The 22911-nt window shown below is 39.7% G+C and carries 22 protein-coding genes; 19 read left to right on the forward strand and 3 right to left on the reverse strand.

Annotated features, from left to right (window positions below; genetic code table 11):
- Both HP439_RS08925 and HP439_RS08930 read left to right on the forward strand, forming a co-directional pair.
- The coding region (locus tag HP439_RS08925) for a hypothetical protein (RefSeq protein WP_172389995.1) at positions 1–554 on the forward strand (554 nt) is incomplete at its 5' end.
- A gap of 10 nt (positions 555–564) precedes the next feature.
- Positions 565–1167 carry a hypothetical protein gene (locus tag HP439_RS08930; RefSeq protein ID WP_172389996.1) on the forward strand — a complete coding sequence of 201 codons (603 nt, stop codon included), beginning with the start codon at positions 565–567 and terminating at the stop codon, positions 1165–1167.
- A 73-nt stretch (positions 1168–1240) separates the two neighbouring features.
- On the opposite strand, the gene HP439_RS08935 is transcribed toward HP439_RS08930, so the two are convergent.
- Positions 1241–2398 (reverse strand): acyloxyacyl hydrolase, encoded by a 1158-nt coding sequence (locus HP439_RS08935; RefSeq protein WP_246229314.1) that lies wholly within the window; start codon positions 2396–2398, stop codon positions 1241–1243.
- Positions 2399–2490: 92 nt separating this feature from the next.
- Here HP439_RS08935 and HP439_RS08940 point away from each other — a divergent pair, with 92 nt between their 5' ends.
- The 9 genes from HP439_RS08940 to HP439_RS08980 all read left to right on the forward strand — a co-directional run bounded on the left by HP439_RS08940 (position 2491) and on the right by HP439_RS08980 (position 12997).
- Positions 2491–3402 carry an AEC family transporter gene (locus HP439_RS08940; protein WP_172389997.1) on the forward strand — a complete coding sequence of 304 codons (912 nt, stop codon included), beginning with the start codon at positions 2491–2493 and terminating at the stop codon, positions 3400–3402.
- Positions 3403–3484: 82 nt separating this feature from the next.
- Entirely contained in the window at positions 3485–4468 is a 984-nt protein-coding gene (locus HP439_RS08945; protein WP_172389998.1) for a formylglycine-generating enzyme family protein, read from the forward strand.
- 29 nt (positions 4469–4497) lie between these two features.
- Positions 4498–5811, forward strand: a complete 1314-nt coding sequence (locus tag HP439_RS08950) for a Gfo/Idh/MocA family protein (RefSeq protein ID WP_172389999.1) — start codon at positions 4498–4500, stop codon at positions 5809–5811.
- Positions 5812–5839: 28 nt separating this feature from the next.
- A complete protein-coding gene (locus HP439_RS08955; protein WP_246229315.1) occupies positions 5840–6802 on the forward strand; it encodes an FAD:protein FMN transferase in 963 nt (320 codons plus the stop codon).
- An 11-nt stretch (positions 6803–6813) separates the two neighbouring features.
- A complete protein-coding gene (locus HP439_RS08960) occupies positions 6814–7740 on the forward strand; it encodes a hydroxypyruvate isomerase family protein (protein WP_172390000.1) in 927 nt (308 codons plus the stop codon).
- 62 nt (positions 7741–7802) lie between these two features.
- Positions 7803–9047, forward strand: coding sequence for an MFS transporter (locus tag HP439_RS08965; RefSeq protein ID WP_172390001.1), 1245 nt, complete (start codon positions 7803–7805; stop codon positions 9045–9047).
- A gap of 24 nt (positions 9048–9071) precedes the next feature.
- Positions 9072–10754 (forward strand): GMC oxidoreductase, encoded by a 1683-nt coding sequence (locus tag HP439_RS08970; protein WP_172390002.1) that lies wholly within the window; start codon positions 9072–9074, stop codon positions 10752–10754.
- 233 nt (positions 10755–10987) lie between these two features.
- On the forward strand, positions 10988–12415 hold the full coding sequence (locus tag HP439_RS08975; protein WP_172390003.1) for a Gfo/Idh/MocA family protein: 1428 nt from the start codon (positions 10988–10990) through the stop codon (positions 12413–12415).
- Positions 12416–12430: 15 nt separating this feature from the next.
- Entirely contained in the window at positions 12431–12997 is a 567-nt protein-coding gene (locus tag HP439_RS08980; RefSeq protein WP_172390004.1) for a gluconate 2-dehydrogenase subunit 3 family protein, read from the forward strand.
- A gap of 70 nt (positions 12998–13067) precedes the next feature.
- Here HP439_RS08980 and HP439_RS08985 read toward each other — a convergent pair whose 3' ends face one another.
- A complete protein-coding gene (locus tag HP439_RS08985) occupies positions 13068–13790 on the reverse strand; it encodes an acyl-[acyl-carrier-protein] thioesterase (RefSeq protein ID WP_172390005.1) in 723 nt (240 codons plus the stop codon).
- 134 nt (positions 13791–13924) lie between these two features.
- Between HP439_RS08985 and HP439_RS08990 the strand changes: the two genes are divergently transcribed.
- Positions 13925–14191 carry a hypothetical protein gene (locus tag HP439_RS08990; RefSeq protein WP_172390006.1) on the forward strand — a complete coding sequence of 89 codons (267 nt, stop codon included), beginning with the start codon at positions 13925–13927 and terminating at the stop codon, positions 14189–14191.
- Between the two features lie 614 nt (positions 14192–14805).
- Here HP439_RS08990 and HP439_RS08995 read toward each other — a convergent pair.
- Positions 14806–16323: a sulfatase family protein gene (locus HP439_RS08995; RefSeq protein ID WP_172390007.1), complete on the reverse strand. Its 1518-nt coding sequence runs from the start codon at positions 16321–16323 to the stop codon at positions 14806–14808.
- Between the two features lie 472 nt (positions 16324–16795).
- Here HP439_RS08995 and HP439_RS09000 point away from each other — a divergent pair, with 472 nt between their 5' ends.
- The 7 genes from HP439_RS09000 to HP439_RS09030 form a co-directional block, all read left to right on the forward strand.
- On the forward strand, positions 16796–16978 hold the full coding sequence (locus tag HP439_RS09000) for a helix-turn-helix transcriptional regulator (RefSeq protein ID WP_172390008.1): 183 nt from the start codon (positions 16796–16798) through the stop codon (positions 16976–16978).
- 935 nt (positions 16979–17913) lie between these two features.
- Positions 17914–18594 (forward strand): response regulator transcription factor, encoded by a 681-nt coding sequence (locus HP439_RS09005; protein WP_172390009.1) that lies wholly within the window; start codon positions 17914–17916, stop codon positions 18592–18594.
- Entirely contained in the window at positions 18584–19966 is a 1383-nt protein-coding gene (locus HP439_RS09010; RefSeq protein WP_172390010.1) for a sensor histidine kinase, read from the forward strand. The genes HP439_RS09005 and HP439_RS09010 overlap by 11 nt, the downstream gene beginning before the upstream one ends.
- Positions 19967–20037: 71 nt before the next feature.
- Positions 20038–21228, forward strand: coding sequence for a porin (locus tag HP439_RS09015; RefSeq protein WP_172390011.1), 1191 nt, complete (start codon positions 20038–20040; stop codon positions 21226–21228).
- A 35-nt stretch (positions 21229–21263) separates the two neighbouring features.
- On the forward strand, positions 21264–21569 hold the full coding sequence (gene ureA, locus HP439_RS09020) for an urease subunit gamma (protein WP_172390012.1): 306 nt from the start codon (positions 21264–21266) through the stop codon (positions 21567–21569).
- Positions 21570–21586: 17 nt separating this feature from the next.
- Positions 21587–21958, forward strand: coding sequence for an urease subunit beta (gene ureB, locus HP439_RS09025; RefSeq protein WP_172390013.1), 372 nt, complete (start codon positions 21587–21589; stop codon positions 21956–21958).
- A 17-nt stretch (positions 21959–21975) separates the two neighbouring features.
- Positions 21976–22911 (forward strand): urease subunit alpha (locus HP439_RS09030; protein ID WP_172390014.1); only part of this gene is annotated, 936 nt, incomplete at its 3' end.

Here is a 22911-nt window from a genome sequence, read left to right on the forward strand (position 1 = left end):
TCGCAAATGGGTCCTATATTGATCGCGGATCTTCGAGGAGTAATGAGCTCTTCAAGCAGTATCTAATTGAAGGAGGAATAGGATATTTTACCACCATGGGTAAATTGAAATTGCAGGTTCTTGAAGTTTATGGTGGTTATGGAATCGGGGGAAGTACACAAATTGAACGCAGGGCTGGGGTGAACGGTATGGAACCTATAGAGAGCCGTGAGATGAATTTTGACAAATTCTTTGTACAAGTAAATTATTCTTCGACACGCAAGCGAAAACTAAATTTAATGGGTAAGAGAAGAGAGTTGAGTTACGGAACCGCTATACGAGGAAGTAGAATTTCGATGCAAGACTTTACTATTAACGATTTACCAAGTCAAAAGGAGGAAGCCTTTTTTATAGAACCGTTGTTCTATACTAGATTGGCCTTAAATAGTCATTTGCATTTACAGTATACAAATGGGTTTAACTTTAATGTGTTAGATAATAATTACTTGAAGGCGGGTAATGCCGTGTTCACATTGGGATTAACCTATAAATTTGGTGGTAAGAAAAAGAAATAAATAAGTGAAAATGAAAAGGATAACAATAGGAATGTATTGCATCATCGGCTTGATAGCGTTGATGCTAGGAAGCTGTGCGGTTTCTAAAAATCAAGTCGAAGCACTTGCAAAATGTGATTATTCCGTAGAATCAATGACAGATGTACGGTTGGCTGGGCGTTCGGTGGAGAGTTTTACGAGTGGAGGAGGGGTGAATCTTTCCTCGTTACCGGGTATTGCTGTAGCAATGTTGAGCAAGGATCTACCGCTAGAAGCAAAAGTCAATATGAAGGTAAGCAATCCGACAACAACACGTACCGCAATGAATTCGTTTAAATACCTTATTGAGGTCCAAGGAAAGCCAATGTTCGAAGGTACAGTGAACGAAAATTTAAACCTAAATTCTGGCGAGAGTGCTGTTGTACCTCTTACCTTTAAGGCTAATATTTTTGGTACTGCAAAGGAAAATGGACTAGAAAATGTGTTGAACGAGATTTTTACCAAAAAGGGTGAAGGATTTATTGTTCTTAAAATAAAGCCGTCGATTAAGATAGGAAGCAGCAATATCTATTATCCAGGATACATTACTGTAGACCGGAACTTAGCGAAAAGTATCGGAAAACTCGTTAAATAAGTTTTTATCTATTAAAAACTAGAATAAATCCTCAAGTGATATCTTCACTTGAGGATTTTAGTATAGGGTATAGCTAATCTTTATTGAAAGTATACCCTACTGTCCATTCTATGAAATCGGCCTTACCTTTATGCGCTTTAATGGATATCCCGGCATTGATATTCTTATAGACGTAGTAACGAACGCCGGCCCTTAAGAATATTCGTTCGATTTCACCATTAAAGTATTCTTTGTGTAAGTAATACCCAACATTTCCATTGAGCACGAGATTTTCGTTTAATACATGAACGAGATAGAACGACGGTCCGCCAGATACTTTTGCACTAAGCTTACCTGATTTGCTTCCGGCAATTTCATCGTTGTTTCCCGATTCGGAATAAAAGATATCAAAGCCGCCTCCCATACGCCATTTATGAGATACGTGGGTGCTTGCGTAAGCGCTAAGTGTTGTTTTTAAAAACCGCCGCCTCTTGTCACGTTGTAGTTGTTTCCAGCCCACACCATAGTTGATATGATATAATATTTTGTCGCTTGGGGGCGTGATATTACTTTTGTCTGGAAGTACATCCGATATTTTTGGCTGATAGGTGATAGAAGCGGTAATGGGGATTAGATTAACGCCTTTATTGGGTAATCGCATAGCACCGTTCGAAAAATGATGATAGGCAAGTCCTAGTCCCGCTTTCCATTTGGGCGACAACTTATACTGCGTGCGAATTCCAAAATCTACATAAACATTGTTTTTGGCGCCAATCACAAGATTCAATGGATTCGTTTCCTCATTATAGGGGTTGAAGTTTCCGGAAATGCCGAGACCGATTCGGTAGTCAAAAGCCCATTTTTTGTTTGAAAGGTTACCAAATGGCGATTGCACAAAACCAAATATAGCATATGGACTTCCAATGATGTTCGTGTTGAACGTACTACTGTAGAAGCCTACGCCGTAGGTTGGGTTATTGTATAATGTGAAGTACTGATCATCGGAATTCTGAATTTTCCATCCTACTTTAAGATTTACGCCATTATAGTACGCGCTCTCAAAAGTGGTATTTTTGATTTCCTTTGAGGCGAGTATGCCTCCATTTTCCACCTCTATTTCAATGACTAGTGGGTTCTTACCCTTCTTTTCGGTTACTACACTATCTGTTTGCGCGTAAGAACGCATACATCCGATAAGTATGCAGATGTATAATAATTGAAATTTTTTTAATCGTAGCGCTGAATATTCCATAAATTTGGCCGCAAAGTTATTAATTTAAATGAATTGTATCTTTTAATTCTCGAGTTTATGACACGAACCTTATAATTTTTTGAAAACCCCGAATGTCAAATTTTCTAATTATTCTTTTTTGTTTATTCGCAGGCTACCTACTTCGAAGAGCGCGGATTGTGAAACCGGACGGATTCAAGGCGATAAATACTTGGATTCTTTATATAGGGCTACCGGCGGTTTCCTTTAAATACCTTCCTGGCTTACAATGGGATAATGCTCTTCTTGTAGCTCTTATATCGCCGACTATTTTGCTTGCAGGAGCATATGTATTTATTAAGTGTTTGGAAAAGCCACTAGGTTTATCGGCTCGTAGTTCGCATACTTTGATTCTTGTTTCTGGGCTTGCCAATACTTCATTTGTAGGTTTTCCGCTCGTAGCGACATATTTCGGTCAACAGGAGATAAAATGGGCGATAATTAGTGATCAATCAACCTTTTTTTTGTTGTCGTCGGTCGGTACTTATATAGCTATTAAGGGAGCGTTGGGAACACAGGCTTCTTTAGGTGTCGCTCAAATTGCAAAAAGGATTGTTCGTTTTCCTCCATTGGTGGGTTGCATATTAGCACTTGTACTTTCCAGATTGATTGATCTAAATCCGCTAGATCCGTTCTTTACTCAACTTGCTTCGACTGTTTCGCCTTTAGCTCTTTTTTCGATAGGGATGCAGCTTTCGTTTAATTTTTATCGATCGGAAATTTTTGCAATCAGTGTTTCTTTGTTTTATAAGCTGATTCTGGGGCCCGGTTTATTGATACTTTTTTGTTACTTTCTAAATTTACGGGGTGAGGTAACACAGGTGGCTATCTTTGAGATGGCTATGCCAAGTTTAGTGGCTACGAGTTTGGTGCTTCAGGAATTTCGTTTAAACTCAAAACTAGGTAATTCCGTGATTGGACTAAGTATATTATTGGGATTATTGACGACCTATATTGCCTATCTTTTTATCATTGCGTTTTTGTAACTTGATTGTTGTTTAACAGACTTAGTGTATTTTTTACATTATATTTTCTATATTTAATACCGATTTGTAAAAATCTGAATTAATGATGATTAATATATTAAAGAGAAGTACGCTTTTTATAGCACTAACAACAGCTAACCTATTTGTCTGTGCTCAGGAGAAACATGAACGTTACGTTCAGGAATTGGAAGGAACAAAACTTACGTTTTCCATGGAAGCAATTCCGGGAGGCGAGTTTGCTATGGGCAGTGAAAAGTCTAGTAAGGCCGATGAGAAGCCCGTGCATAAAGTGAAGGTCAACCCCTTTTGGATGAGTACATTTGAGGTGACTTGGGATCTATACGAACCATTTGTGTATAAAGATTTAGAAGTAACACAGTCCCATGAGGGGGTAGTGGCGGAGGAAGTTGATGCGGTAACGCGTCCAACGAAACCTTATTTAGACATGACCTTTGGAATGGGAAAAGAAGGTCATCCGGCGCTAGCAATGACACATTACAATGCTATACAGTTTTGCAAATGGTTATATGTACGTACCGGCGTTTTCTACCGTCTCCCGACGGAAGCAGAATGGGAGTACGCATGTCGAGCGGGCACTAATACCGAGTATTATTTTGGAGACGATGCTTCTCAATTAGAAGATTATGCTTGGTTCGCTAGCAATAGTGACGAGCAAACAGCTGCAGTAGGAACTAAAAAGGCAAACGCGTGGGGACTTTATGATATGATGGGAAATGTTGCGGAATGGACATATGATCAATATATTGCGGATTATTATCAGCAGTTTGACAACAAAGTAGCGGACAATCCCGTTGCGGTGCCGACAACACTTTATCCACACAGTGTACGTGGCGGATCCTTTGAGAGTACTCCTGAGGATTTGCGTTCTGCCGCGCGTATGGCATCGGATCCATATTGGAAACAGCTGGATCCGCAAATTCCTAAATCTAATTGGTGGTTCCCTGAGGCGCCATTCGTAGGTCTTCGCCTAGTTCGTCCCGTTACTCCTCCATCGCATGAAGAGATTATGGCTTACTATGACAAGGCGCCGATCAAAGATTTTTAATAAATTATATACCTATATACCTATAACTGATGAATAATTTTAAAAGACGAGAGTTTATTAAAGCCGGGTCTGCCCTCACTGGTGCAGCTGTGCTTGCTTCAAGCCCGTTAAATAGCGCATTTGCAGCTGGTACGGACGAAATTAAGATCGCGCTTATTGGCTGTGGTGGCCGTGGTACAGGAGCTACATTTGATGCTTTCGCTTCGGGGCAAAATATCAAACTTGTTGCTATGGCTGATGCGTTTCAAGATAATCTTGAGGCGACCTATAAAACAATTAAAGAGAAATTTGGGGATAAAGTGGACGTGCCTGATTCGCGTAAATATGTGGGGTTCGATGGCTACAAATTAGCTATTAAAGATGCAGATGTGGTGTTGCTCACCACACCTCCGGGATTTCGTCCAATACATTTTGAAGAAGCTGTAAAAGCAGGTAAGCATATTTTTATGGAAAAACCTGTTGCAGTTGACATCCCGGGCATACGCCGCGTACTCGCTGCAGCTGCCGAAGCAAAAGCGAAAAAGTTAAATGTTGTTGTCGGTTTGCAACGTCGTTATCAAACTAATTACCGTGAGGCAATCAAGCGGATTCAAGACGGAGCAATTGGCGATGTTGTTTCTGGACAAGTATATTGGAATAGTGGTGGTGTTTGGGTCCGGCCAAGAAAACCTGAGCAAACTGAAATGGAATATCAAATGCGCAACTGGTATTATTTTAACTGGTTATGTGGTGACCATATCGTTGAACAGCATGTTCATAATATAGATATAGCGAATTGGGTTAAGGGGAAATACCCCGTGTCAATTGAAGGTACAGGTAGTAGGGCACATCGTACTGGAAAAGAGTACGGTGAGATCTATGATAACTTTGCGCTGGAAATGACATATGATGATGGATCAGTGGTGTATAGTCAATGTAGACATTTTGAGGGTATCTCTAATCGTGTCGATGAAACTTTCCAAGCAACAAAGGGCCGAGTGTATCTTTCTGCAGGTAATCAAGCAGTATTATGGGATGCCCAAGGTAAGGAGATTTACCGTCATGACCCAAAAGGAAATCCAAATGCTTATCAACAGGAGCATAAAGAGCTTTTCGAGGCGATTGCGAAAAATGAGTATAAGTTTGATAACGCGGAATACGGTGCTTATAGCACGTTGACTGGTATTATCGGACGTATTGCGTGTTACACCGGTAAAGTAATTAAATGGGATAAAGCTTTAGAATCAGAGATCAGTTTGGCGCCAGCAACTTATGCGTTTGACGCCGCACCGAAGCTTGCTCCGGATGCTAATGGATTGTATCCGGTTGCTATACCAGGTAAAAATACTAAACTATACATTTAATATTTTGTTGAATCGAATAGCAATATCGATGATACTTAGCCTAGGTTGCTGTGCTTACGCACAGCAACCTAGCTTCGTTATTGATGGGTATGGGCAGGGGACAACTTACCACGTTAAATATTATGCTGATCAGCAGCAGGTTTCTGCCGTGCAGATTGATAGTGTTCTCGCGGTGATTGATGGCTCGATGTCTTTATATAGTGAATCCTCCCTAATATCCAAGTTCAATAGAATCGACCAAGATGCTATAACGATCGATGAACATATGCGAAACGTTATTAAACGTTCTTTTACTATTTCTAAAAAATCTAAAGGGATATTTGATGTCACTGTACAACCACTGGTCGCATTATGGGGTTTTGGTCCACAGCGGATCTCTAAACTGCCCGACCAGCGCACGGTTGATAGCGTATTACAATATGTAGGGATGGAAAAGCTCTATTTACGGGGTAAATATCTAAAAAAGAGAAAACCTGGTATTCGGATTGATTTGAATGGTATTGCTCAGGGCTACACCGTTGATGTGCTTGCTGATTTTCTGGAGGCTAATAATATCAAAAATTATATTGTGGAACTCGGAGGTGAGATTAGAGCAAAGGGGCATAAGGAACTTGGCGCTCCTTTCGAAATCGCTATCGAACGCCCTATCGGATCAGAGCAAAATACATTTCGTTTGCAACTCACTGATAGAGCGATTACCACTTCAGGTAATTATCGTCAATCTTTTGATAATGACGGGGTTAAAATTAATCATCATATTAGTCCCTTTAATGGATATCCTTTACAGAATAGTGTTGCAAGTGTTACCGTTATAGCTCGTACCGCGATGGATGCTGACGGTTATGATAATGTATTTATGGCTTTGCCTCCTCAGCAGGGAATCGAGCTTGCAGAGAGATTGAAGGAAGTTGAAGTGTATATCATTTATAAAGACGGCCAAGGGTACAAAGAATTGTTTTCCAAGGGTTTTTCCCGTTATATCAAAAGTTAACCAATTTAAAAATGAAAAGATCAGATTTTATAAAAAGCGGAGCCGCCCTTATTGGGGGATCGGTTCTTTCAACTAACAACGCCATGGCTTTGAATTCAGAAACAAAAGAAGGAGCAACGTTTCAATTAGATTACGCGCCCCACCAAGGAATGTTTGCGAGTACAGCGGGAAAAAACTTTTTGGATGAAATTAAATACATACATGAGTTAGGTTTTCGTAGTATTGAAGATAACGGTATGCCGGGCCGCTCAGTGGATGAGCAAACCAAAATTGGCGAACTATTAGCCAAATTAGGCATGCGTATGGGGGTTTTTGTTGTCCCTAAAGGCGGCAACGGCGCAAACACTTTGGCAGCGGGCAAACAGGAACATGTTGATATCTTTATAAAAGGTGTTAAAGAGTCGCTGGAGATAGCTAAACGCGTCAATGCAAAATGGGTAACGGTAGTACCTGGTGATTATCAACGTAACTTACCAATCGGTGTTCAAACGGCAAATGTCATCGAAGCGCTCAAACGCGGCGCGGAAATTTTGGAACCGCACGGTGTAACAATGGTGCTAGAGCCACTTAGTGATACACCGGATTTGTTTTTACGTTTTACCGACCAAACTTATGAAATTTGTAAAGCAGTAGGAAGCCCGTCGTGTAAAATCCTTTTTGATGCCTATCATCAGCAGAAAAATGAAGGCAATCTAATTAACTTAATGAATCTATGTTGGAGTGAGATTGCATACTTTCAAGTGGGTGACAACCCAGGTAGACAGGAGCCAACAACTGGAGAGATTAATTACAAGAATGTATTTAAATGGTTAAAAGAAAAAGGTTATACAGGTGTCGTCGGGATGGAACATGGAATGTCAAAGAAAGGTGTGGAGGGAGAAAAAGCGTTGCTTGCAGCTTACAGAGAAGTCGATAATTTCACTGCTAAATTAATTTAGCAGCAATTTATTTTTGTATTTTATCCAGAAGTGATATATTTATATGTTAAACCTATCATAAAATGTCAACATCAATAAGATTTAAACTTTCTTTCATGATGTTTCTCGAATTTTTTATTTGGGGAGCATGGTTCGTAACCTTGGGTACTTTTCTTATTCAGAATCTTCAAGCTTCTGAATTTGAGCGTGCTAATGTGTTCTCGACGCAATCTTTAGGGGCTATTATCGCACCTTTCATTATCGGTATGATCGCCGATCGCTATTTTAACGCAGAACGCATACTTGGGATCTTGCATTTGGTGGGCGCATTTTTGTTGTATCAGATGTATAATGCAACTGATATGACCGTGTTTTATCCGTACGTGTTGAGCTATATGATTCTTTATATGCCAACCTTGTCACTCGTAAATTCCGTGTCATTTAGACAACTTACAAATCCAGAAAAACAATTTTCAGGCATTCGAATTTGGGGAACAATTGGGTGGATTATCGCAGGATTAGCGATTAGCTTTATGTTCAAATGGGATTCAGCGGAAAGTGCAGCTGAAGGTGCGCTTAAGAATACTTTCCTTATGGCAGGAATAGCGTCCGTGGTATTGGGTTTGTTCTCATTCATGTTACCTAAAACTCCGCCGGTGAAAGCAAGTGCTGATGAAAAACCATCTTTTGCATCGATCATCGGGCTTGACGCGATTAAGCTTTTGAAGGATAAGAACTTCTTGATATTCTTTATTTCATCGATCTTAATTTGTATTCCATTAGCATTTTATTACGCAAATGCGAACCCTTTTCTGTCAGAGATCGGTCTGGCTGATCCAACCGCGAAAATGACAATTGGTCAAATGTCCGAAGTGGGCTTCCTTTTATTATTACCGTTATTCTTTACCAAGTTTGGATTTAAGAAGACGATTTTAGTTGGTATGTTGGCCTGGGCCGTTCGCTACTTGTTGTTTGCGTATGGAAATGCTGATGATTTATCATTTATGCTCATCATTGGTATCGCATTGCACGGTATCTGTTATGACTTCTTCTTCGTGTCGGGTCAGATCTATACAGATAGTAAAGCAGGTGTAAAGTATAAAAGTGCGGCGCAGGGATTAATTACATTAGCGACCTACGGAGTAGGGCAGTTAATTGGTTTCTGGGTAGCAGGTTTCATTGGTGAAAAATATCAGGCGATTAAGGCAACCGATGTCGCGGGATTCTGGCAACAAACGTGGGTGGTCCCAGCAGGTATTGCATTCGTCGTGATGATTATATTCCTTGTTTTATTCAAGGACGAAAAAGTAGAGAGCAAAACAATATAATAAACTAACTTAATAAGAAGAGATATGGCAGATAATGTTTATGACGCGATCGTAATTGGATCCGGAATAAGTGGCGGCTGGGCAGCCAAAGAATTAACTGAGAAAGGGCTGAAAACAATTATGCTAGAGCGTGGTCGTAATGTCGAACACGTAAAGGACTATCATGCAAATAAGAATACTTGGGAATATCCTCACAGAGGTGGAAGAACGAAGCAAATGGAAGCGGACTACCCCGTTCTAAAGCGTGACTATCCGTTAAACGAGAAGAACTTGGACTTCTGGGTTAATGAAAAAGAAAGTCCGTACACTGAGGTAAAAAGATTTGACTGGTTTCGTGGATATCATGTTGGCGGTCGTTCTTTGATGTGGGGACGCCAAAGTTACCGTTTCTCGGACTTTGACTTCGGTGCAAACTTGCAGGATGGCCACGGTACGGATTGGCCAATAAGATATAAAGATATCGCTTCTTGGTATAGCTACGCTGAAAAATGGGCTGGTATTTCTGGAAACAGGGACGGGTTAGATGTCTTACCTGACGGCGACTTCCTTCCTGCAATGGATTTTAATATTGTTGAGAAAGACCTTGCTGAACGTTTGAAGAAAGAGTACGGAGGGAAGCGTCACTTCATTATGGGACGTACAGCGAATATCACTAAACCTCATACTGGACGTATCAACTGTCAATATCAGAACCAATGCTGGCTTGGTTGTAACTTTGGCGCATATTTTAGTACACAGTCTTCAACATTGCCTCCTGCGGTAGCTACAGGAAATCTAACGCTTCGCCCGTTCTCTATTGTGACTAAAATCATCTATGATAAGGATACGCAAAAGGCTAAAGGGGTGGAGATAGTAGATGCCGAAACAGGGAAAACATATGAGTATTTCGCGAAAATCGTTTTCGTTTGTGCTTCGGCGTTTAATTCAACATGGGTATTGATGAATTCCGCAACAGATGTTTGGGAAGGCGGATTAGGAAGTAGCTCCGGTGAATTGGGGCACAATGCGATGGATCACCATTTTCGTTGCGGAGCCGGTGGTACGATCGAAGGATATGAAGACAAATACGTTTTTGGTCGCCGTCCTACTGGATTGTATGTGCCACGTTTCCAAAATATTCCAGGTGACGATAAAAAGCGTGATTACGTACGTGGGTTTGGATACCAAGGTGCAGCTAGTCGCGGGCGTTGGTCAGGAGAGGTAGCAGAAATGAGTGTTGGCGGTGACTGGAAAGACGCTATGTTGGAGCCGGGTGACTGGTCAGTTGGTTTTACCGCATTTGGCGAGATACTTCCATACCACGAAAATCGGATCTTCTTAGATAAGGATAAAAAGGATAAGTGGGGACTTCCTGTTCTAGCGATGGATATGGAGATCAAAGATAATGAGAAAAAAATGCGCTCGGACATGCAGAACGAGATGAAAGAAATGCTTGAGAAAATAGGTGTGAAAGATGTTTATACCTATGATAATGAGTATCATTTCGGTATGGGGATCCATGAGATGGGTACAGCACGTATGGGTACAGATCCTAAAAACTCTGTACTTAATAAACACAATCAAGTATGGGATGCGAAAAACGTCTTTGTCACTGACGGTGCAGCAATGGCTTCAGCAGCTTGTGTGAATCCTTCTTTAACATATATGGCCCTTACTGCACGTGCGGTTGATTTCGCCGTAAGCGAACTTAAAAAGGGCAACTTATAGTAGCTCGTACGAATCCCATATACCCCGAAGGGGTGGGGAAGAATACGCTACAAATTGACTTACAAGGTATCAACATGTTGCCGGATCCAGCGTCTGGGTCTGGCCTCATTTCGAAAAAGGGTGATATCATCTGAGTAGTTGATTCCATGTAACCGAAGCAGCTTTGTTCGTTAAGTTGCAGAGAGGTCAATTAGAGTAATTCGTTTGTAAACATTGAACATAAACTAAATAGAATGAAAGATAACAAAAATTCACGCAGGGATTTTATAAAAGGTGCAGCGCTCGCAGCTGCAGGATTTATGATTGTTCCGCGTCACGTATTAGGAGGTTCTGGCTTTATAGCACCTAGTGATAAATTAGTGATCGCAGGTATTGGGGTTGGAGGGAAAGGACAGAGCGATATCGCAAATTTCTACAAGAGTGGAAAGGCAGAGATCGCTTATCTTTGTGATGTAGACGATCGCAGAGCCGCTACTTCAGTGAAGAACTTTCCTAAAGCGAAATATTACAAAGACTACAGGGAGATGCTCGACAAAGAACACAAACATATCGACGCAATCTCTATTTCGACTCCCGATCATAACCATGCAATACAAAGTGTGGCCGCTATTCAACTAGATAAACATGTGTATGTACAAAAACCGCTTACACACGACGTTTGGGAAGCTCGCGTGTTGACAGACTTGGCTAAAAAGCACAAAGTCGTGACGCAAATGGGGAACCAAGGAGCATCCAACGATGGTCCGCGAGAAATTAAGGAATGGGTTGAAGCTGGTTTAATTGGTGATGTGCATACCGTGTACTGCTGGACAGATAGACCCGTGTGGCCATCAGGTATTCCTTGGCCAACGCAAACCGCTCAGGTGCCAAAAGAATTAGATTGGGATTTATGGCTAGGTACAGCTCCTCGTAAAGATTACATTGAGAAATTAGTACCATTTAACTGGAGAGGTTGGTGGGATTATGGTACAGGTGCCTTAGGTGATATGGGTTGTCATTTATTAGAGGTCCCTTTTAGTGTATTAGGACTTCAATATGTACAGGACGTACAGGCTACAGTAGGAACTGTCTATGCCGATGAATTCCAACGTGCGTATTATCCGGAAAGTTGTCCTCCGTCAAGTCATGTAACCATGACATTCCCTAAAACACCGAAAACGACAGGTCCTGTGACTTTACACTGGATGGATGGAGGTATACAGCCAACTCGTCCAGAGGAGTTAGGTCCAAATGAGATTTTTGGTGATGGCGGTAATGGAATATTATTAATTGGTACCAAGGGTAAAATTTTGGCGGACACATATGGAGATAATGCACGTTTGTTGCCTACTTCAAGAAAAGAGCAAGTGGCGCTGAAATATGAGCGTGTCCCCGGTAAGGCGGAAGGACATTACGGTCAGTGGGTAGAAGCGTGTTTAGCCGGATATGGTAACAAAGAAGTCAGTGCACCTTTTGAAATATCAGGACCACTAACCGAAGCGTTATTAATGGCAAACTTAGCAATACGTGGTGCTGATTTACGTATAGACGGAAATTATCCGGGTAGAAACTTGAAACTGCTTTGGGATAACAATCAGATGAAAGTTACTAACTTTGATGTGGTCAATCAATTTGTTAAAAGAGAATATCCTCAAGGTTGGGATATTAAATATAGTTTATAACATAAGATATTAACGATGAATAGAAGAGAAGCAATTCAACGTGTAGCAATGTTGATCGGAGGTTCAGTAGTTGGAGCAAATCTTTTTTTAGAAGGGTGTACAAGACCCGCGAGCAAAGATGTAGCTACACTATTTGAAGCAGAATCAACGAATTTTTTAGGTGATCTAGCGGAAGCCATTTTACCTAAGACTTCTACTCCAGGGGCGAAAGAGGCCGGTGTAGGTGAGTTTATTCCTGTAATGATTCGTGACTGTTATGACAAAGTTGATCAAGAAGCTTTCTTAAAAGGTCTTTCTGAAGTTGACGATCGTGCGAAGAAGGATTTTGGAAAGAAATTCCAAGAGCTTTCTAAGGAAGAACAATTACAGTTTGTGAATACATACGATAAAGAAGCTCAAGAGTTTCAAAAAGCGAGAAAAGAAGGTGATGCGAATCATTTCTTCCATCTGCTGAAACAGCTTACATTGACGGGTTTCTTTACTTCGGAAGTAGGTATGACGCAAGCTCTTCGGTATGTTAAAATTCCAGGGCGTTTCGACGGTAATTATCCGTATAAGAAAGGTGATAGAGCATTCGCATAACGAATGATGCATATTTGTAACGTAAAACCAGTTCGTAGATTTAGCGAACTGGTTTTTTTAGTTTAGGACTTTACCTGGACAATTCCATCATGAATATCGATTTGTCTTGACGTTTAATGACAAAATTTACTTGATCTGGTCGAATATGGGTATGTATTGTGACTGGTTGTCCCAGTTTTAATTCTTTCAGGTAATTGATGTCAATTGATTTAAACTGCTCACGAAGTACCATTTCGGCGGGCAGACAATCCAAACACCAATCCGTGTATTTTACATTGTTTACATGATTAACTATATCCAAATCAGAAAGCTTAGGAGTATAATTTGTTTCGATGTTGAATTCCTTTTCCATTTCGATCCTTTTAAAAGGCTGTATGGTTGATTTTTTTTCAGATATGATAATTGCGGGATCGATATGTATTCCTAGGTTCTCAGATTTCCGCTCCTCAACGTTGAAAACAGCCCAAAAGCTCGTCGCCGCTGCTATCTTTCGATTTCCTTTATATACTTCGAAGTTTCTAACAGACCGGTTTCCCATAAAATCTTGAACCCAAGTTTTAATTGTTATTTCTTCTAAGAATCGAGGTAGTTTTGAAATTTCAATTCTCACACGGCTTAAGACCCATGATTGCGAATTTTTCGCCATCTCCATGTATCCAAATCCCAATTGTTCAGCATGATCGGAGGCGGTGAGTTGAAGTAGGTTACTTAACTCGCTGTATTTCAATAATCCGTTAGCGTAACACTGAGTGAAGTTTATTTTGTAATGATTTGAAAATATTGATGGCTCCATTGGATAAATGTCCTTAAATTTGCAATAATGTAACGAATTTGATGTTATATATGAAACAAAGATTACTAATTTTTATCTTTAGGCACGAATTCGTGGGATTTTAAACACACGATAGATTTTAATATAGAAGGAATATGGTAGGTCAGATTATTGAAAAAGAGCATATAAGTGAATATAGAATTATCCCAGCGGAAGAAGATAAGTCGACCACGTTGCGTGAGAAACTGCTGTCGGCTCAGCGACTGGGGAATGAATTTAAATCGAAGACAACTATTGTATTCCAGACTGAAGATGGGCCGAAACGCATCGAAACAACTGTCTGGTCATTGACAGAACAGTACGTTCAAATTAAAAGTGGCGTTCTGATTCCATTAAAATCAATTATTGAAGTTGAATTATAAAGGTTTTTGGTGGTCGTCACTATTCTAGATTTTTTTACAAAAAAAAGGTAATCTCTAGCAGATAATTAGCAGTCAAACAATCGCTGCTCACAGCAGGTAAATAGCATTGTAAAGTTTTTAGGCGTGTTGACAGGAAGTTTGAGTTTTGTGTTAAGCACAGCTCTTCAGACGCGGATAAGTCCGAAACAATCTCTCTCTACAGCCATCAATAAATGACTATCAGAGGGACTTCTTATACGCTATTTATCCTAATAGGACAGCTACAATTGTTGATTGATTCAAGACAGATCAGCAGTACTAGTGGCATGCGCTGCCAAAAAGCGTTAATCTACATCGCCATTTTTTTGACATCTGGAATAATCCAAGCTCCGTAATAATTGTTATTAAGCCAAAGCGATCCAGTGGATCGGAATAGGATGCAATTTTTATTTTGATGGCGACTTTGGAGGTGGTATACTGTAGGTCAATCAGTCAGAATTTGCTCGTTTATCGTGTTATTCAAGCTAGAATTGAAAAAAATACTACTATCGATAAATAGTGGTAAGGGGAGGATATCAAAACGAACGAACCTCTTTTATATAGATCACTCGTTTTGATATTATTTTATTACTGCGTTATTTCTTCTTTCTTTCTCGTTCTAGGATCTCTTTTAGTTCTTTGGCTATTTTAGGGTGCTTATTAAATACATTTTTAGTTTCCCCTATATCGTCTGATAAATTATAGAGCTGTGCAGTTGAACTGTTTCCTAATTCAATGTCCGTAAGCTTGCTATATGCCGGTCTATTACTTGGCTCAATATATTTCCAATTATCCTTTACCACTGCTAGAGAGCCAGCATGTTCAATTAGATAAGGACGGCCAATTTCTGCGTCACCAAAGATTGTTGAAGCAAGGTTATAGCTGTCAATCGCATCTTCTGGTATGGGTTGACCGATAAGTTTTGCAACGGAAGCAATGATATCGATTTGCGAAACAGGAAGATTGGATGTTTTATTTTTTGGAATTTGAGGGCCCGAAACGATAAAAGGGACACGGGTCCCCGCTTCAAAAATACTGTACTTCCCCCCGCGTAGCGGTCCCGATTGATTGTGAACGCTCCGATGTTCGCTCGCTCCATCGATATAACCATCATCTAGTACTGGCCCGTTGTCACTAGTGAAAATAATTATGGTTTTCTCTGCGATTCCCAAGGTATTTAACTTGTCTACTATTTGTCCTACCGTCCAGTCCATTTGTAAAATTGCGTCACCACGGTACCCTAAGCCACTTTTACCTTTAAAAAGTGTGGAGGGCATGCGGGGGACATGTGGTTCTGTCATGGAGAAAAACAAGAAGAATGGCTGATTTTTGTTCTCTTCCAAGAAATTCTGAGCGACAGTTAGAAAAGTGGGAGTGATCTCTTCGTCTACCCAACGTGCTTGTTTTCCTCCTGTCATAAACCCTATACGACCAATACCGTTGACGATCGTATTGTCATGTCCATGTCCAGGGGATGCCATCATTTTCAGTAATTCGGGATTTTCTTTTCCGGTCGGTTCAGTTCCAATCTTTTTTTCGTAATCGACCATGATAGGGTCATCAGAATCGAGCCCAATAACATTATGATTTTCCAGAAATACGGTCGGAACCCTATCAGCAGTAGCGGGAAATATGAATGAATAATCAAAACCAACTTCAATTGGTCCGGGTTTTATTGCTTGATTCCAGTCTTTCTGTACGGAATCACCTAACCCAAGATGCCATTTTCCAACTATAGCTGTTTTGTAACCAGCTTGTTTAAATATCTTTGGTAGGGTTGTTTTGTCGGTTGGTATAATTAATTTCGCGTCACCGGGTAATACACCTGTTCCCTGCTTCCGCCATGGATACACACCGGTCATTAAGGCGTAACGAGACGGGGTACAGGTGGATGAGGTACTATGAGCATCCATGTATTTGGTTCCGTTTTTTGTTATACTGTCAACATTTGGAGTTTGGATCTGGGTGGCCCCGTAGCTGCTAAGGTCCCCATATCCTAAGTCATCGCAATAGATCAAAATTACGTTCGGTTTTTCTTGGGCATGAGTATTCATCGATAATGCTGTGTAGAATATCATTACGAGTATCATCGCAAGGGTAGTAGGTCTAGTCATTTCAATAATGTCGTTATTTAATTTTTGTACTGGTTTTCTCCTTTTTCATGAAACGGCAATTGAAGATAAACAAAAAACATAATAACGGCGAGATTGGCAAAAAAAATACGAGGAGTTAATACTGTGGAAAAGCTCAGTTATTCGTGATAAATCAAAATATTTTGATAAAATTTGCTGCTATTTCTCTTGGAACCTCATCCAGGTTCCGAAATGTCGCTGCTTATCGGGCTCTTTATGTTGTTTACTGCTCCCCGAAAACATGACGATGAGAGGTCAGTAAGTTTAACACTTCATCACTTTGTTTTTCATTTATTTTAGGGTATGTTCTAAAAAGCCTAAGTTCATATCTTTTTTCTAATAAGCACTTTCCTATAGAAATGATAATGATCAATCATTTTATGATATTGGTGTTTTCTCTTTCTTTGATTATTTATTAATCCAGGTTTTATTCCTTTAGAATAATTGTCAAGAAATGATTAATACAGTAAAAGTAGAACGCGCAAAAAGAAACATAACCCAGGCACAGTTGGCAGAAAAAGTATATGTTTCGCGTCAAACAATTAATTCGATAGAAACAGGGAAATTCGTTCCTTCAACTTTATTAGCATTGAAAATTGCAAAATTTTTCGATACCACAGATAACGAGCTTTTTTAACTTGAAGAGAAAGACGTTTGGTAAGTGCCGAGGAGAAATACGGTTTTGGGCACGACATGTGCTACGACACAGTGATAAACCATCCTTGCTTAGTGCGGACAATTTGCAGTTTTTTATGTTTTAGTTGTGGTTCCATATTTCTAAAGAATTTACAGTCCAAATTATTAGGTAGGATCGGAGTTCTACAAACAGAAAAACCCCTTCTATCAGATATAGAAGGGGTTTTTTGTTTGTACCTAGTGCGGGAATCGAATTCGCGCTGCCGTTTTTTACCCTTTTTTTGCCTGAAATTTCATGTTTTTACTATCTTTTTACACTAAATATACCCAATTTTATCAATTTTTTGGTGGGACTTTTGGTGGGACTTTTTTGCTATTTAATTCTGGTATTCAGTTCGTTATTGAAATTCAATGTTCGTTATTTCATTTTTGTGCACTTTTGTCTATTCAAATTTGCTGTTTGAGATGTGTTTTAATAATAAGGATTTTGCTGTATTATTGCCTATATTTAAGAGCTAGCTGTAAGCTTAAGGAATTATTACGATGCTTATAAATGGTTGTTAAAATTAGACCAGTCTATTATAAGTAATTATGTTTTCAATTATCAAGGTCAAACTTTCCCCGCTGACAGGAAAGTATACTTTATCAGATACGCAGATGTATTAATCGAACTGCATAAATACACAGATTACATAGAAGCAAGTTTAAAATCATTGAATTTCAAGCATTCTAAAATATCAGAGTTTGAAAAGCATATAATAGATGACATTACCTTTGATAACTATATTTCCAGAGTAAAATTAGCGAAACATATAAATTGGTTGTTGATGAGGTAAGTATTCAAAATACCCGTTCGATAGTGGATCGGTGCTATATTCTGGAAACACCTTGAATTTTTTTGTAATTTTGCGGGGAACAACTAAAAACATTTCGAATTTGGAGATTCTTTTAATTGAAGATGAAGTCTCTGTTATATCGCTGATAGAAAGAGGACTGAAGTATGAAGATTTTCATTTCACTATTGAAATGGATGGAATAGGAGGATTAAAGGCAGCAAGCTCAAAAACATTTGACCTCATAATCCTTGATGTCATGCTTCCCAACATGAACGGGTTTGACGTTTGTCGACAAATTCGGAAGTTTGATCATGAGGTTCCCATATTAATTCTTACCGCACTGGATCAAACCGAAGATGTCGTTGAGGCCTATAATCGCGATGCGGACGATTACATGACCAAGCCCTTTAAATTAGAAGAATTAAAAGCGCGGATAAAACGCCAATTACGAAAACAGTCCAATAACAATTCAAAAAGTCATATACTGCAGTTAGACGATCTTATGCTAGACAGATCTAGTAAAAATGTAACACGTGATCATAATCAAATTCCTTTAACAGCCACTGAATTTCGATTGTTAGAATACCTGATGGTCAATAGAAACAAAGTATTATCTCGAATGGATATTTTGGAGGCAGTGTGGGAAATGGACGTAAGTATGAATACCAATGTGGTGGATGTATATGTCAATTATTTACGTAAAAAAATAGATAAGAATTTTAACAACAAACTCATTCATACAGTTATAGGAATGGGATATGTGATGAGAAATGAAAATTAAGGCAAAGATTATATTATCATTTTCACTAATAGCAATAGGCCTTATTGCATTGTTTGCGTACTATGTTTCCTATTTTACAAGAGATAGTCTTCAGACCAAGTTCTATCACAGATTGGAAGAAAATGCTCGAATCGTAGGCGGAAATATCATTCAGAACAATTCTTATAATAACCGTATTTACTATGAAGTTAAACGGAAGTATCTTAAACAATTATCAGAGGGGAAGGATCATTTATTACGCATAGTAAAGGGGAGTAAAGAACTTCGATATCGTCCTGAACTTCCCATGCCCGTAGAGTTTTATCAAGAAGCTATAATAGAGGGAAAGGCGAGCTATCTACATAAAAACAAATCATATGTGGCGCTTTTCTTTGAAGACTCGTTACATCCAGAAAACTTATTGGTTATTTCCGAAGGGATTGACGACTATGGACATAGTGAACAGGAAGATTTGGATAGAACGCTGCTAACCGGAGGGCTAATCTCGCTTTTTTTTATCATTACGCTCGCTTTTTACTTTGCCAATAGAATCCTTAAACCGCTAAAAGTCCTTAATGATGAATTGGAAAAAGTAAATATTGCGACCTTGGATCATCGGTTGAAAAATAGGTTCAGTAGCAAAGGAGATGAGATCGATCAACTGTATGGGAATTACAACTCCATGCTCGATCGTTTGGATATTGCTGTCCAGGTTCAGAAAAGTTTTATAGGCAATGCATCCCACTCTTTGCGAACCCCTTTAACGATTATCGGTGGAGAAGCAGAACTTGCTCAGGGTCAGCTGGACAGCTCGCATGAAGCTTATGAAAGTGTGGAGACCATTATCCTCCACACCAATAAGATGAAATTCATGATTAAGGATCTGTTGGTCATGTCAAGTTTAGGAAGCGAGAGGAAGATCAAGGACGAGCTCCCTGTAAGGATTGATGAGCTGATTTTCGAGGTAATTAAAACGGAGACTGAGCTCAACTCCAAAAGTAAAGTGCAGTTTGATTTGACCAATATTCCTGAAGACAGCGATGATTTGATGGTGAAGGCTAATCCCGATCTTTTTTATATTGCTTTTAGTAATATACTGTCTAATGCCATCAAATATGGCAACCAGAAACCTGTTCAGATCCATCTAGATTTTGATCAATTTAATGTCATAATAAAAATAATCGACCATGGCATAGGCATTCCCGCCAAAGATCAATCAAATATTTATTATTCCTTTTTTAGAGCCTCGAATGTGGGGGAGATTTACGGGAATGGCCTCGGATTAGTCCTAGCGCGTAACATTTTTATACTTCATAATGCACAATTGGAATTAGATTCCCAGGAAAACCAAGGCACAACGGTTACCGTAAAAATTCCTAGATCAGGCTTCTAATACCATTCTAATTTCAGGCTAATTTCATTTTTATATGTTGAATCTATATTTGGGAGACTGAATATTTCAACATGAAAAAATATCTTCTTATTTCCCTTATTTATAGTCTGTTCCTGCAGTGTTCATTTGCTAATGACCGCGCCGATTCCTTAAAAATTGATGCGGTTCGTGACACGCTCTCGGACGAGCCGGAATCGGCTAAGCTCTTCAATCTCGACATCTTGCTAAGAGCGGGATTGAACGCTAATAACATCGGAAATGACGATAGTAAATTAAACGCAAATCTTGATGAAGCGCGGATTTTACTAAGTGGTGAATACAATGATCAGTTATCGTATAAGGTGAGATTCCGGTTAAATAGATCATTTGCGCCGACCTCTCAGGATAATGGGTCCGCAGCGTTAGACTTTGCCTTTTTAAAGTACAAGTTCGGAAGGGACAACAAATGGGCAATTACTGCAGGAAAGCAAAGTGCCATGGTGGGGAGTTATGAATTTGAAAACAACCCCATCTATGAATATAGATTCACGGACTATGTAGATAGAATCTTAAATTTATTCGTCGTGGGAGGTATGTTGAGTTATGAGATGAACCCCAATCATTCCTTAAATCTTCAAATATATAATACATCAAATCATAGTTTTGACAGGCTTCTATCCGATAATGGATACTCGGCAGGAGATCTTCAAGCATCTCAAGTTCCTTTAGGGGCTTATTTTACGTGGATTGGCGCATTTGCAGACAAGAAATTCACAACAAAATGGTCCTACAATATTTCTCAGTTTGCAAAGTCTAAGACTAATCATGCCGTCTCTTTAGCCAATAAGTATAAGACAGATCGCCAAATGATCTATCTAGATCTGCAATATTCTTTCTATGCGGTTGATCATGTGATGATCGGCTCTTCGGTTATCAATGATTTTTACGCGCGTACTGGAGCAGATAAGACACTGGCTAAGAATATTGCTTACAAATCAGCGATACTGCGATATGATCAGTTCTTAGCAGATAAGTGGGAACTGGCTATGAAGGGGGGGGTCGAAACCGCTGGTTCCACTTCGGACGACGAACTCGGTCAGGATTTTCGTACAAATTACACCTATTTCGCCGCGTTGCAGCATAAACCATTTAAGACTAAAGACCTAAGATTCTATGTTGGGTATATGGGAAATACGGTGGTACATAACGATATAGTAAACGTTGATCAGAAGCAATTTAACAGGATCACCTTAGGAACTTATTTCACTATCCCGGTATTATAAATCGATTATTGTTGTAAAATTTTTATCAAAAAAGTATGCGTTTAACACCAAGAGAAACTGAAAAGTTGATGTTGTACCTAGCCGGAGAGCTAGCTGCAAAAAGACTCCAAAAAGGGGTGAAGTTGAATTATCCTGAAAGCATTGCGTACGTCAGTTCCCAGATTGTTGAAGAGGCCCGTGTTGGTGAGAAATCTGTAGCAGACCTGATGGAGTTCGGTACGAAACTACTGACTAAAAGTCAAGTGATGGAAGGAGTTCCAGAAATGATTTACGATATACAGGTTGAGGTAACTTTTCCTGATGGGACAAAATTAGTTACGGTAAATAACCCGATTCGTTAATCTTAAAACATAAAAATATGGTTCCAGGAGAATACATTTTAAAAAAGGAGGAAATCCTAGCTAATGAAGGTCAAAAGACCGTGAGTATTTCAGTAAAAAACGAGGGTGACCGTCCAATCCAGATTGGTTCGCATTATCATTTTTTTGAAACCAATAGATTCCTGTCTTTCAATAGGGAGAAGGCATTCGGGATGCGTTTAAATATTCCGGCGAGTACGGCCATACGATTTGAACCTGGTGAAGAAAAGAAGGTAATCTTAGTGGAAATTGGTGGAAATAAGGAGGTTCACGGTTTCAACAACCTGACCAATGGAAAGGTTAGCGATGTGAAAATTAAGACTGCGGCATTAGCTAAAGTAAAAGAACAGAAATATAGAAATTCCAAATAATCATTAAAAAGAAAAACATGGCAGCATGGAATAGAAGAGAATGGATCAAGGTCGTAGGTTTAGGGGCGCTTGGTACCGCAGTGTCGAGCTTAGATGCGTTAGGACTGGAGAAACTGGGGCTGGACAGCTCATCGGTTAAATATATTGATGGTGTATTGCATATTCCCAGAGATAAATACGCTTCACTTTTTGGACCGACAACCGGTGATAAAGTAAGACTGGCAGACACCGAACTGTTCATAGAAATCGAAAAGGATTTCAATATTTATGGTGAGGAAAACAAGTTCGGTGGAGGGAAAACCATCCGAGATGGCATGGGCCAGTCTGCACGAGCTTTAAGAGATGAAGGGGTATTGGACTTTGTTATTACAAATGCCATTATCATTGATCACTGGGGTATTGTAAAAGGAGATGTTGGTATTAAGGATGGAAAAATTGTAGGTGTTGGTAAAGCGGGAAATCCTGATGTACAAAGTGGAGTTACTGAAGGTATGGTTATCGGGGCCTCGACTGAGGTTCACAGCGGGGCAGGTTATATCTTAACCGCAGGAGGTATTGATACACATATTCACTTTATCAGTCCCCAACAAGTAGAAACGGCTCTATATAGTGGCGTAACAACTTTTATTGGTGGCGGGACAGGACCCGCTGATGGTTCGAATGCGACAACCGTTACGCCGGGGAAATGGTATATGGAGAGAATGTTTGAGGCTTTCGAAAATATCCCTGTCAACGTAGGATTTTTCGGAAAGGGAAATGTTTCTACGATGAAACCAATTGAAGAACAAATTGAAGCTGGTGCACTGGGGGTGAAGATTCATGAGGATTGGGGCGCGACTCCTGCCACCATCGATGCGTCTTTGAAAGTCGCCGATAAATACGATGTTCAAGTAGCTATACATACGGATACCTTGAATGAAGCAGGGTTCTTGGAGGATACTGTCGCTGCAATT

Source organism: Sphingobacterium shayense (assembly GCF_013179575.1).
GTDB lineage: Bacteria > Bacteroidota > Bacteroidia > Sphingobacteriales > Sphingobacteriaceae > Sphingobacterium > Sphingobacterium shayense.